Source organism: Caminicella sporogenes DSM 14501 (assembly GCF_900142285.1).
In the GTDB taxonomy this organism is placed as follows: domain Bacteria; phylum Bacillota; class Clostridia; order Peptostreptococcales; family Caminicellaceae; genus Caminicella; species Caminicella sporogenes.
The window spans coordinates 1-12,613 of the sequence record NZ_FRAJ01000010.1 but is presented as its reverse complement, the minus strand read 5'-3'; the positions used below and the strand labels follow the sequence as shown (position 1 = coordinate 12,613).

Sequence of the window (12,613 nt, the reverse complement as noted above, 5' to 3'; positions counted from 1 at the left end):
ATAATAGAAGTTTAATAAAAATAACAACAGAAACTATTTTTTCACTTATTTTACAATTCTTAAACTTTCTTTTAATTTGAATAAATTTTCTTCATTTTCAAAAGATTTATGTTTGATAAATTTTACATCTCCACTTAAATCTGCAATAGTAAATTCTACCTCACTCAATCTTTCATTGAATTCTTTTTTCACTTCTTCAAACTTCCTATCCATAGTTTCTAGTATGTTATTATGTCCTTCTACAAGAAGTTCAATATTCTTTTGCATTTTTTCTTGGATTATACCCTGTTTTGTAAGTTCAACTTCCACTTTTTCTATCCTTTTATCCATACTGTCAAGTTTCTTATCGATAGTACTGAACCTTTCATCCATACCATCGAGCCTCTTGTCCATATCGTCAAATCTTTTGTCCATATTATCCAGTCTCTTATCGATAATGCTGAATCTTTCATCCATTCCATCAAGTCTCTTGTCGATAATATTGAACCTTTCGTCCATACTATCAAGTCTTTTGTCTATACCATCGAGTCTTTTGTCAAATTTCTTTTGATTTTCTAAAATTTCACCTAGTAATTTTTCAATTTTTTCCATGAAATCCCCCCGTAAAAGAATTGAGAATTGATAATTGAAAATTGATAATTAAAAAAATTTAAAAAAATTGAGAGTTATAAGATGCATGTACAAGTTTTTTCTGTCTAATTAAGTGTAACCTATCCAAGTTTTAATTTCTTATATACATTATATCAAACTATAAAAAGGAAAGCTATTTTTTGAAAATATTTGCAATATCTTTTAAGTCTAGTTTACCTGAAGCTGCTTGTCTGTTTTCTTCTTGTATTTGAATGTATATTTCTTTACGGTGGATTTCTATATCCTTGGGAGCAGATATGCCAATCTTTACTTTGTTTTCTTCTATACTTATTACTTTTATTTCTATCTTTCCATCTATTATAATGCTTTCATCTTTTTTTCGTGTAAGTACAAGCAATCAGTATCCCGTTGACTTATATCTATAAAAACCTTATAGAAAGCAACGCATACCTATAAATCTTTATAGATTTATAGATCTTATCCGATACTTCTATTATGAGGCTATAAGCCTGCATAACTTGAAGTCGCTTTCTACTTTTATGGGATTGCACAGCTTTTTATTAAGCCAACGGTTTTCACCTCCTACTTTGTATTTCTGCTGTGCTTTTTTACTGCCTAGTAAACATATATTCCTCGCTCCGTTTAAATCTGCATTGATTATTTTATTTATAGCTTTGTCTTTGAATAAACCTCGTTTAACTCGCTTCCCACCCAATGCATTAGTTAAATCAAGGTTATATTGTAGAAGCTTTTGTATTATTTTTATATCTTCTGTAAGTGAACTTGTTTTTGAAGTGTAGCTTTCATCTACATATTTTACTTTTATTCCATAGTCTTTTGCTTTGTATTCTATATACCTTATTAGCTTCCCAAATGGTATTTGTATGAAGTTTTGTTTGTTAGCTTTATTTAATTTACATTTACCATTATTTTTTAGATTGTTTAAATTATTTGATAGGATTATTTCTGTTACTTTATATTTTCCTAGATATTCTAATACTCTTTTGCTAATCTTGTGAAATTGGTCATTAAAGTACCTATTTCTTTTTTCATAAAGGTATGTTCTATATTTTTCTAAATATCTTTTTTTGTTTTTATCTTTTGTAGTCGATATTTCTTTATTTAACTTCCCTATAAATCTATTAAAGTTAGCATTATATGTTTTATATTTTTTACCATCTATTATTAAACTTGGCGTTTCTTTATCGTCTACATATATGCTTAAAAGATTGTTTATTCCCATGTCTATCCCTGCACTTTTGTAAGGTTTATTTTTTATTTCTTTTTCTTCTTTCTCGTATATAAAAAGTAAATATAGCTCATTGTTTGAAAAGTTAAGATGTACTGCTTTAATTTTAGATAAATTTCCTACTACTTTTTCTAGTTCTTTATGGTTTATATACGTTATTATCATTTTATTGTTAAGGTTTATTCCTATCTGATTTTTTCTTTTTAATGAAAATCCTTTATAACTATCTAATGGAATTGTATAGTTTGTTAGTTTTGACAGCTTTTTAGGTTTTGGTGGTCTTGCTTTATAATCTCCATTTTTTCTTTTGCTAAAAAATCCTTTATATTCAGCTTTAACTCTTTTCATTATTTCTACTAAATTATGAATTTTAAGGTCTTTAGATAGTTTTATTAAGTCATTCATTATTTGATGTCTTTTATATTTATTTCTGATATAAGTTAGTTTTTCTTCTAGCTTTTTCGGAGTAGTTCTTCTAAATAGCGCTCTCATTATTTCATAGTTAGTTAACAACCTAAAATCTCCGATACTTAGCTTATAGTCTTGATTAAGGAGTATTATATACATGTTTTCAAAATGTCTATATTTATAGATATAATCTATAACTTTGGATTTGAATTTTTTGTCTTTTATTCTCATTTTATATGTTCTTATGTTTTTACTTTCAGCTATAGATTTACTCATTTTCTTTTAGCTCCTTAATGAGTTTTTTGGCTTTATTAGCTCTCTTTCCTTGAAGTTTCGCTGAAAATACTGTTATTATTTGTATCATATCTTCAACAAGTTCTTGTTCATCAGTTTTAAGATTATTATCTATAATTTCTATAGTAGTACCATATTTTTTGCACAAATTTTCTATTAATTCAAACCCAAATCTAACTAACCTGTCTTTATATAAAACAACTACCTTATCAACCTCTGAATTAGTAATCATATCAATTAATTTGATTAATCCTTTTTTGTTATAATTTATTCCACTTCCAATATCAGTTATTATTTCAAACTGATATCCTTTTGCAATCATATATTCACGAACATATTGTATTTGTCTTTCTAAATCATCTTTTTGTTTATTGCTTGATACCCTGCAATAACCTACTGTTATTCTTTTTTTAGGATTAATACCTAAAATTAAATTTAATTGTTCTTGACTATACATTCTGTGTCCACCTTCTGTGATAAAAGAAGGTTTTAGTTTCCCTGTTTTATCCCAATTTCTTAAAGTTTGCTGTGTCTTGCCAATTAATTTGGCAAATTCTCCTATGGTATAGTATTTCAATTTCATCACCTCAAAATAATTATAATATAAATCTATAATTATTTTGAGGTTTTTATATGTTTTTATAAATATTTTTAATAGTTAATTTGCCTCCCCTACCCTGCTCTTTTTGCATTTTCAAATATTTTATATTTAAGGCTGTATTCTTCTTTATCAAGTACTATCTGCTTTGCTTTTTTCTTTTTTACATTTATAATTACAGGACCTCTTAAATTAATCGTCATATCTTTTATATCATCTGGAACAACTGCTATAGAATATACTGCTACATCTTCAGTTTCTTCTATCTCTAATTTTTTTAATACATTCTGCGGAATATCAAATTCATAATCTGATTTGAATAGAAAGGGATTTGTTATAACAAAAGCTAAACTGGGTTCATCTACTGATTGAAGCCACTGGAAAGGTACTTCAGGGTCAGGATTATTTATTAAAACATATTTTTTCACATCTTCAAATCCCAAAATTCCATCGGGAAAATCTATTATTTCACTTTCATCTATTTCTATTTCACCAAAATGGCGAGTAATTAACTTCACAGTCAAATTCCCCCTTGAATTTATTAATGAATAATTAATAATGAATAAGTTTTTTATATATTCTGTTTAAAATCCTTAATTTCTTTACTTATTCATTATTCACTATTAATTATTACTTAAACTATTGTGTTTATTTTTTCTCCGATATATTCGATATTTATGCTGTTTTTTTGCCTTAGATATATTTCAACTTTTCCGGGTATATAGTTTATTTGAGGTTTGTTTACTTTTACATCTATGTCTGTTTTTCCTTCGTGTACTTTTATATCTACTGTTCCGCCTTTAAAATCTATTTTAGGTCTGCTCTTAGGTATAGTTTCTATGTTGTAATCTTTATTAAACAATTCAAAAGCATTTTCTTCAGATTGTACCGGTATAGGGTCAGCTTCATTTTCTATAGCAGCCAATTCATTTCCCTGTCTTACAATTCTTTCTATTCCCTGCAGTAATGCCTGTCTTGCAAATTGAGCAGTATCTTTAGTTAAATCTAAGTAGTTTTTAAGTCCAGCTTCAGCAAAGCACTGATACTGGTCTATTTGTACTTTGACTTGCTCTGTATGCATCTCAACTTTGGGAAGTTCTGTGTGCATATCAACATCTGCTTTAGGCTGAGTAATCTCTAGTTTTGCAGGAGTAGTATTTATTCCTATAAGAGCAGGGAGAGAGGTTATTCTAATCACTGAGACCACCCTCTTAAGTTTTTAATTAATAATTAATAATGAATAATTAATAGGTAAATTAAGTACTTTTTTTCTTTGCTGTGTTTAATATAGATGTCAAAATTTTAATAATTTCTTCGCATTCCAATATTAAATTATCAACTTTTTTATTATTTTTTATTGAATTACTATCTTTTAATAATCTAAGCCAATATTTAGTCTCAGCTGCTTCTTTCAAAGCAATTGACATTTTAGATATGAAATCTTTTTTGCTTTGAGCATAATATGCCTCTTCAACATTAGCTCCAATACTTGTTCCAGAACGTAAAATTTGCTTTGAAATAACATACTCTTTATTTACATCAATAAGATATTTATATAATTTAACCACTCTTAAAGCAAACTTATAAGATTTATCATTAATAATACTTTTTTTCATATTCCACTCCAAATTTTTCATTTATTCATTATTAATTATTCATTGCTTGTTAATAACTAGATTTTATAAGATAAAAGCAAAGCTTTTATCTTATAAAATCTACAAGTGTTGGTTGTATGACTTTGGCACCTATAGATAGTGAAGCTCTGTATACGCTTTCATCCATTTTCATATTCATTATGACTTCTGCCATGTCTGCATCTTCATTTTTAGAAAGCAATTCAGTAAAATTAAGTTCATCTTTATCAAGTCTACTTAAAGTCATTTCCATCCTATTCATTTTAGCTCCTATTTCTCCACGAATACTGAGAACATTTTCTAGATATATATCAATCCTTGATAAAGTTTTCTGAATTCTCCCTTCATCATTATTTTTTAATGCATCACTAAAATCATCAAAAACTTTTATAAGCTGAGCATAATGAGTTCCAGAAACTGCTTCATTTGTATCTAAATTGTCAAGTGTAGTATATGGCACTCCACTTTCTGTTGTTATTCCAAATAATTTATGACCTAGTGTATTTACATTTATTTCTTCATGAACGCCTATTTGATATTTTATAAGTTCTGAATCTTTACTGTCAATCAAATACTCTCCATCAGAACCCAGAAGTGGTTTATCAGTTTTATATCCCGAAAAGATATTTTTACCTGCATAAGTAGTATTTGCAATCTTTATAAGCTGTTTTTTAAGCTGTTCTATTTCAACCTGAATTTTCTGTTTATCTTCCGGAGTTTCAACCCCATCTGCACTTACTGCCAATTCCCTTGCTCTCTGAAGTATATCTCCTACCTCTTGTACTGCTGATTCCGTAATTTCAAGCCATGATTTTGCATCTTTTGCATTCTTTTTATACTGCTGTATCTCTGATACTACTGACCTAAGCTCTAAGCTCTTTGATACTCCTATCGGGTCATCAGAAGGCATTGCAAATTTTTTGCCCGTAGCCATCTGCTTATTCCATTTATCTAATTTATTTAAGTTTCTATTTAAATTCAAAAGCATTGTACTTGTAATCATTGAGTTAGTAATTCTCATATCTTTTCCCCTCCTTTACCTACTTATGTTAACGCCCTACATGTCCCATACCATTTATAATTCTATCGAGCATCTCATCTATAGCCGTTATCATTCGAGCATTGGCATTATATGAATGTTGAAATTTTACCATATTAGTCATTTCTTCATCTAATGATACTCCCGATATAGATTTTCTTTTATTGTCTATCTGCTGAATAAGTACTTTTTGATTTTCTGACATTCTAACAGCTTCATTAGCATCTACTCCGAGGTTTGAAATAGCTGATTTAAAGAAGTCTTCAGGACTACCCCATGTAAACATATCTACGTCATGTCTAAGCTCTATAAGAGCCTCGGCATTACTGCCATCACCAGCTAGTCCATTTCCGCTTCCATCATCATATTTTGCAGCAGCAATTTTGTTTAAATCTTCTATATCTTTTGATATGCTTATTTCATCTGCTTTAATGATGTCTGCTATATACCAATGGTCATTTCCTAAACTGTCTTTAATTTTAAATATGGTCTTATTTGGATTCTTTTCTTCAAAATTATTTATTGTGTCTTCATCTGATGCACCTTTTACATCATTTAAATCTTTAAGCTCTTCAAACCCATTTTCTGGAAACTTTGCAAAATCAAAAACAGGTCCATTAAAAAATTGATTATGATTACCTGCACCAGATAGTCCATATCCTTTTCCATGCTGCATATTAAATCTAGCTGCAAATACTGTAGTAAATCTGTTAAGTTTATCCATATAGTACGGTATACCTTTTTCACTTCCACTTATATTGTCACGCATATCTAATAGTCCTTTAAGTTTTCCTGAACTGACTCTTAAAGGTTCTTCATTTTCCCATTTTAAATTAAGCAGATTTGGAGCATCACAATAATTGTTTAGCTCTGTCCTTCTTTCCATTTTTATCTGATTATATTTTGTATGAGAAACTAATACATCACCATTTATAGTAATGCTAATTTTAGATAAATTATTGCTTCCCGGAATAGGTGCTTCATACACATCAATATTTACTAACTCTGAAAGCTTATCAATGAGCAAATTTCTCTGGTCTCTCAAGTCATTAGCTTTATTTCCGTCTAATTCATATTTATAAATTTGTTCATTTAAAGAAGCTATCTGCTGAGCATATCCATTTATTTGATTTACAGTCGTCTCTATGGCAAAATCTGTATTTGCCTGTAAGTTTTGAAGCTGTGTATACATATGGTTTAAAGTTTCAGTCAGAGCTATACCTCTCTGTCTTACCTCTGCCCTAGCTGTAAGGTTATCGGGATTTTTGCTCAATTCATGCAATGAGGCAAAAAATTCATCCATTACTTTTCTTATTCCGCTCTCTGATGGTTCATTAAAAATTGCTTCTATATGCTTTAAAGCTTCTGCTCTTGCTTCCCATTCTCCATTGGTTGTCATTTCCTGTCTGATTTTAAAATCTAAAAATTCATCTCTTATCTGCTCTATACCAGCAGTATCTACTCCGGAGCCTATCATCCCCTGTCCTTGAGGAAGTGAAAGTGGAGTAGACTGAACAACATTAAGTCTTTGACGACTGTATCCTTCAGTATTTGCATTTGCAACGTTATGTGCAGTTACATTTAAAGCTCTTTGACTTGCAAAGAGCCCTGAACGAGCTATATTAAAACCAAAAAAAGAACCCATTCTCATCCCACCTTACCTAAATTCTAAATTGCATTTTTAAACAAATCCGTATATACTAACTGACAGCAACACTCCTACCCACTAACTACTAACCACTAACTACTATCTAACTCCTAAACCTTCATATCAAACAAATTTGTCTTTACCTTTACATCTTTTTCATCAGCATTTGCTCCATATGTAACACCTTGATTGTTTAATGTCATTAAAAGATTTTTATTAAATTCAATATATTCTAAAGACTGTTTTATAAGTTCACTGTTTAAATTATTTTCTTTTTTTACTTCATCTAAAATTTCTACAAGTTTTTTTCTTATTTCAAGTACTTTTTCTCTTTCTTCATCATCAAAATATTCTACAAGTTCGGTAATATTTTCAATTTCATCTTTTATTTCCATTTCTTTTATAATGTTATTTACTATAGATTCCCTTATTTTTTCAAGTTTACCTAATGTAACTATCATAACTTGTTCTTTCCCCGTAATACTGTCAAGCTCTTTAACTTTACCTTCTATAATAACTTTCTTCTTCTTTTTTGCCAATTTTAATACTTCTGCATACACATCATATTCTTTATTCAAAGTAAGTATCAACTGCTCAACAGACTTATTCATCTAACCAACCCCCGAAAACTTCAAACAAATGTTGAAGTCTAATATAAATAATGAATAACTATAAATATCTGCCTATTCATTATTAGTCGTCTTTTTAGACTTTTCTATCAAAATTAACTCTTTCAAACATCTTGTCTACTACCTCTTTAGCCTTTGGATTGTACGTTCCTAAAGCAATAGCTTTTTTAATATCTTCTACCTTTTCACTTCTTATACCTGAAAGATTGTTAAATGCATTCATCGCTATTTGAAAATCTTTTGCTTTTTCAGATATTTCTACTTTATCTTTTCTCATAGCAGATTTATTTACTTTTTCTGTTTTATTCATTTTACTTTTATATGCACCCATTACTTTTTGAACGTTAATATTACTAAATATTTTCATAAAAACACCTCATTCCTCCGATATTACTATTTATAGTATCGGCAGAAATGAGGGTTTTGTTTAAAATTTATTTTATGTTCTCTTTTTAAAACTAGCTATATGCATTCTATCTCTGTCTTTTTCCGTTTTTACTCTCTTTACAGGTCTTTCAAATCCGCTCCTAAGCTCTTTTTCTATTTCTCTAGCACATTCTTCACAATATCTGCCTGTCCTTATAGCTCTTCCGCATCTCTCGCAGTCAAGCACAAGCCCCGGGTTTTCTCCAACTATTTCAAGCCTTCCTTCTCTAAGATAGCGCAGTATCTTATCTTCTGATACTCCGGTTGCTTCAGAAACTTCTGTTATAGTAGCACCTGTATTGTCATAAATATAATCTTTAACCCGTTTAAAATCTTCTTCATCTTTTTTTCTACAACTATAACATAATTTACTTATTCCATCATATTGAAAAAGTTTTCCACACTCTTTACAATTTCTTATATCCAATTTAATCACTCCTAAACCCTTATATTTTCCTGTATTATATAAATTATAGCATAATTTTGCTAATTTCAAATTTTTTGTTATGTATTTCTACCTGTAGCAAATGTCAAAACATATACTTTTAAAGCACCACTTTCTATTAAAACTCTGCTGCATCTATCAGCTGTCAGTCCAGTTGTAAATATATCATCTACAAGTAAAATAATTTTTCCATCTACATTTAAAGCGTTAACAACTTTAAAAGCTTTTTCTAAATTGCTTTTTCTTTCCTCTTTTGTAAGCTTATTTTGAATCTTCGTATTTTTTACTCTCACCAAAGATTTGTTATCTACACTTTTGTCTATCATTCGTGCTAAATATTTTGATATCAAATAAGCCTGATTAAATGTTCTCTCTCTTTCTCTTGATTTATGCAGAGGAACAGGCATAATTACATCTATATTTTGTGAAAAACTCTCTTTAAATTTGTCAGCCATAATTTCTGCCATATGATAAGAAATATATCTTTTTTTATTGTATTTAAGTTCATAAATAATTTTTTTAGAAATATCATCATATTCTACACAAGACACAGCTTTAGTAAAATAAAATTCATTATTCATACATTCAGGACAATTATCATACATATAGAACTCATTTAATGGCTTTCCGCATTTTGTACATGTCTTTCCTCTTATAAATCTAATATTCTTAAAACATCTATCACACAATGAATACTTTCTATCTCTATCAATTGGTCTATTACAAAGTATGCAGTATATATTTCTTGGAAATATGAAGTTTAAAAATATATCTATATATTCAAAAATAATATTTTTCCTCATAAAACTAACTCCATATATAGTGGTAAAATAAATTCCAACCTAAATACCTGTTTCATTATTGATTATCAAAATGCTTGATTATAAACTTCAACAATTCTTTTAAATCTATATTTTAATCCTGAATTTCTATTCATATCTCTTTTATTCTTTATCATCATATATAAATATTTTTCTGCTCCAACTAATACCACTAATTCTTTTGCTCTTGTTACTGCTGTGTATAATAGATTTCTATTAAGTAACATTGGTGGAGCCCAACTCACCGGCATAACTACTATTGGAAATTCACTACCCTGACTTTTATGGATTGTAATGGAATATGCCAGTTCTATCTCGTCTAATCCCGCAAAATCATACTCTACATATTTTTCATCATCATATAAAACTGTCAAAATTTTTAGTTCTTCATCTATATCACAAACATATCCTATATCTCCATTAAAAATGCCTTCGCCTTCCCTTAAATTATCTTTACTTTTCCATTTAATATTGTAATTATTTTTGACCTGCATGACTTTATCGCCTACTCTAAATAGTCTTTCTCCTATTTTCTTTTCCTTTTTGTGCACTGCTTTAGGATTTAGTATATCTTGAAGCTCACAATTTAAATTTATAGTTCCTATCTTACTATTTTTCATGGGAGTTAGTACTTGTATATCTTTAATGGGGTCACAATTGCTAAAATTGGGAAGTCTTTTTAAACAAAGCTCTTTAATTGTATTTAAAATATCATCTTGATTTCTTTTTGAAATAAAATAAAAATCTTTTCCCTTTGCATTTAATATCGGTTTTAGTCCCTTATTTATTTTATGTGCATTTACGACTATCATACTCTCCTCAGCCTGTCTGAATATTTCAGTTAACTTTACAACTTTTACGATTTCACTTCCTATAATGTCATGAAGCACATTTCCGGGTCCTACTGATGGAAGCTGGTCAACATCACCTACTAATATTAATCTTGTTCCTGGCATAACAGCTTTTAGTAAATGATACATCAAAAGTATATCTATCATGGATACTTCATCTACGATTATGACATCAGCTGTAAGTGGCTCATCTCCATCTTTTATAAATCTCATACCAATTCCATCTTCACTAAACGAATATTCTAAAAGTCTGTGAATTGTCTTAGCTTCTCTACCGGTAGTTTCTGTAAGTCTTTTAGCTGCTCTGCCTGTTGGAGCAGCTAAAGCTATATCTAAATTCATCTTTTCAAAGATTTTTATTATACTATTTACCGTTGTAGTTTTACCCGTTCCCGGTCCCCCAGTTATAACAGTTACTCCATTTTTTACTGATTCCTTTATAGCAAGTTTTTGTTTTTCAGCTAATGCTATATTACTTTCTTTTTCTATTCTACTTATTTCCTCATCTAAATCTATATCTATATCATCAAATTTTGTATTTGCAAGTTCTATTATTTTTTTGCATACTCCTGTTTCAGCATAGTAAAATGCCATAGAAAATACTGCTATTTCTCCATCAATATCTTCTTGATGAATTTCTCCATTTATGGTAAGGGTATTTATTCCGCCTTCTACTAACTCTTTATCCACAGACAATATATTTGAAGCTCTTTCTATAAGTTCATTTTTTTTAGCAAAAGTATGTCCTTCTAAACTATACTGATTTAAAACAAATTTTATTCCACACATTATTCTATAAGGTGATTCAGGGTCTACTCCCATCTTCTTTGCAATACTATCTGCCATCTTAAATCCTATCCCAGTTATATCATCAGCTAATCTGTAGGGATTTTCCCTAATATATTCTATTGTATTATCCCTGTATTTTTTATATATTTTCATGGCATACGCTACAGATATTCCATACTGCTGTAAAAAGAGCATCACTTCTTTTATTTCTCTTTGTTCTTCAAAAGATTGTGCAATAATTTTGGCCTTTTTTTCTCCTATACCGTTTACTTGAGTAAGAAGGTGTGGTCTATATTGAATAACATCTAAACTATCTTTTCCAAACTTTTTTACTATACGCTCAGCCATTTTAGGTCCTATTCCCTTAATAAGTCCAGAACTCAAATAGCTTATAATACCTTCTAAAGTTGAAGGCATGATTTGTTTACTGCTGACTACTTGAAGCTGTTTTCCATAAATAGGATGAATAGTAAAATTTCCTGTAAAAGACATAGTTTCTCCTACATTGATAATGGGAATATATCCTACTACAGTTATTTCTCCATCGTCTGTATCTACATCTGCAACAACATACCCATTTTCTTCATTTTTAAAAACTATTTCTTTTACGACCCCTTTTATCTCAACAGACATAATTTCCTCCCAAATATACAAATTAGCTCTCAGTTCTCATCTCTCAGCTGTTATCAGTTATCGGTTCTCAGCTCTCAGCATCTTTAAAGTTAGTTTTTTAGGTCTTTAAAACTTTTTTTAATAGTTAGTTGTTAGTAGTAAAAAATTCTTCGCCACTAACTACTTGCTACTAACTACTAACTGAATTATCAGCAAGGTTACAGGTAACAGGAAAAAGATTCTCTAAGGTCTTTTAATTCTCGGTTTGACCCCTTAAATTTGGACAATTAAACTCTAACAACTAACTTTTTCTTAATATTGCTTGAGTTTTCTCTATAAAATTCCATAGGTGTCATATAACCAATAGCTGAATGAATTCTTGTATTATTATAGTAATCAATATATTTCACAACTTCTTTATAAGCTTCTTTGAAACTTGTAAAACTAAAATATTTTAAGCATTCATTCTGAAGCAGGTTATGAAAAGATTCAATATGAGCATTCTTATTTGGTGTCTTAACAGGAATTTGCTCATGATGCATATTAAGTTTTTCACAAGTATATTTGAATATATTACTT

Annotated in this window: 15 protein-coding genes; all 15 read right to left on the bottom strand. The window is 29.2% G+C overall.

Features of this window, described 5'->3' with window-relative positions; translation table 11 throughout:
• Window positions 1-45: 45 nt before the first annotated feature.
• The gene (locus BUA90_RS06670) at window positions 46-591 is read right to left on the bottom strand and encodes a hypothetical protein (protein WP_072966887.1); all 546 of its coding nucleotides are present in this window, start codon (window positions 589-591) and stop codon (window positions 46-48) included.
• A 172-nt stretch (window positions 592-763) separates the two neighbouring features.
• Window positions 764-988, bottom strand: a complete 225-nt coding sequence (gene csrA, locus BUA90_RS06665; RefSeq protein WP_072966885.1) for a carbon storage regulator CsrA — start codon at window positions 986-988, stop codon at window positions 764-766.
• A 96-nt stretch (window positions 989-1,084) separates the two neighbouring features.
• The gene (locus BUA90_RS06660) at window positions 1,085-2,524 is read right to left on the bottom strand and encodes an RNA-guided endonuclease TnpB family protein (RefSeq protein ID WP_072966883.1); all 1,440 of its coding nucleotides are present in this window, start codon (window positions 2,522-2,524) and stop codon (window positions 1,085-1,087) included.
• Window positions 2,517-3,119, bottom strand: coding sequence for an IS607 family transposase (locus BUA90_RS06655; RefSeq protein ID WP_072966881.1), 603 nt, complete (start codon window positions 3,117-3,119; stop codon window positions 2,517-2,519). Before BUA90_RS06655 ends, BUA90_RS06660 begins: the two co-directional genes overlap by 8 nt.
• Window positions 3,120-3,214: 95 nt before the next feature.
• Window positions 3,215-3,658, bottom strand: a complete 444-nt coding sequence (fliW, locus tag BUA90_RS06650; RefSeq protein ID WP_072966879.1) for a flagellar assembly protein FliW — start codon at window positions 3,656-3,658, stop codon at window positions 3,215-3,217.
• 116 nt (window positions 3,659-3,774) lie between these two features.
• Complete coding sequence (locus BUA90_RS06645) at window positions 3,775-4,338, bottom strand: DUF6470 family protein (protein ID WP_072966877.1); 564 nt, start codon at window positions 4,336-4,338, stop codon at window positions 3,775-3,777.
• Between the two features lie 58 nt (window positions 4,339-4,396).
• Window positions 4,397-4,756, bottom strand: a complete 360-nt coding sequence (locus BUA90_RS06640; protein ID WP_072966875.1) for a four helix bundle protein — start codon at window positions 4,754-4,756, stop codon at window positions 4,397-4,399.
• A gap of 85 nt (window positions 4,757-4,841) precedes the next feature.
• Entirely contained in the window at window positions 4,842-5,795 is a 954-nt protein-coding gene (gene flgL, locus BUA90_RS06635) for a flagellar hook-associated protein FlgL (RefSeq protein ID WP_072966873.1), read from the bottom strand.
• 28 nt (window positions 5,796-5,823) lie between these two features.
• Window positions 5,824-7,458, bottom strand: a complete 1,635-nt coding sequence (gene flgK / locus BUA90_RS06630) for a flagellar hook-associated protein FlgK (RefSeq protein WP_242945060.1) — start codon at window positions 7,456-7,458, stop codon at window positions 5,824-5,826.
• A 113-nt stretch (window positions 7,459-7,571) separates the two neighbouring features.
• Complete coding sequence (locus BUA90_RS06625; protein ID WP_072966869.1) at window positions 7,572-8,072, bottom strand: flagellar protein FlgN; 501 nt, start codon at window positions 8,070-8,072, stop codon at window positions 7,572-7,574.
• 94 nt (window positions 8,073-8,166) lie between these two features.
• Window positions 8,167-8,457, bottom strand: a complete 291-nt coding sequence (gene flgM / locus BUA90_RS06620; RefSeq protein ID WP_072966867.1) for a flagellar biosynthesis anti-sigma factor FlgM — start codon at window positions 8,455-8,457, stop codon at window positions 8,167-8,169.
• A 72-nt stretch (window positions 8,458-8,529) separates the two neighbouring features.
• Complete coding sequence (locus BUA90_RS06615) at window positions 8,530-8,943, bottom strand: TIGR03826 family flagellar region protein (protein WP_072966865.1); 414 nt, start codon at window positions 8,941-8,943, stop codon at window positions 8,530-8,532.
• A gap of 77 nt (window positions 8,944-9,020) precedes the next feature.
• Window positions 9,021-9,764: a ComF family protein gene (locus tag BUA90_RS06610; protein ID WP_072966864.1), complete on the bottom strand. Its 744-nt coding sequence runs from the start codon at window positions 9,762-9,764 to the stop codon at window positions 9,021-9,023.
• A gap of 65 nt (window positions 9,765-9,829) precedes the next feature.
• Window positions 9,830-12,055, bottom strand: a complete 2,226-nt coding sequence (gene recD2, locus BUA90_RS06605) for an SF1B family DNA helicase RecD2 (RefSeq protein ID WP_072966862.1) — start codon at window positions 12,053-12,055, stop codon at window positions 9,830-9,832.
• A 266-nt stretch (window positions 12,056-12,321) separates the two neighbouring features.
• Window positions 12,322-12,613 (bottom strand): integrase core domain-containing protein (locus BUA90_RS06600; RefSeq protein WP_143146272.1); only part of this gene is annotated, 292 nt, incomplete at its 5' end.

Bases quoted from the DNA above. Each gene is read 5' to 3' on its own strand.
- BUA90_RS06670 (WP_072966887.1), bottom strand. From the start codon at position 591: ATGGAAAAAATTGAAAAATTACTAGGTGAAATTTTAGAAAATCAAAAG.
- BUA90_RS06660 (WP_072966883.1), bottom strand. From the start codon at position 2,524: ATGAGTAAATCTATAGCTGAAAGTAAAAACATAAGAACATATAAAATG.
- BUA90_RS06640 (WP_072966875.1), bottom strand. From the start codon at position 4,756: ATGAAAAAAAGTATTATTAATGATAAATCTTATAAGTTTGCTTTAAGA.
- flgL (WP_072966873.1), bottom strand. From the start codon at position 5,795: ATGAGAATTACTAACTCAATGATTACAAGTACAATGCTTTTGAATTTA.
- flgK (WP_242945060.1), bottom strand. From the start codon at position 7,458: ATGGGTTCTTTTTTTGGTTTTAATATAGCTCGTTCAGGGCTCTTTGCA.
- BUA90_RS06625 (WP_072966869.1), bottom strand. From the start codon at position 8,072: ATGAATAAGTCTGTTGAGCAGTTGATACTTACTTTGAATAAAGAATAT.
- flgM (WP_072966867.1), bottom strand. From the start codon at position 8,457: ATGAAAATATTTAGTAATATTAACGTTCAAAAAGTAATGGGTGCATAT.
- BUA90_RS06610 (WP_072966864.1), bottom strand. From the start codon at position 9,764: ATGAGGAAAAATATTATTTTTGAATATATAGATATATTTTTAAACTTC.
- recD2 (WP_072966862.1), bottom strand. From the start codon at position 12,055: ATGTCTGTTGAGATAAAAGGGGTCGTAAAAGAAATAGTTTTTAAAAAT.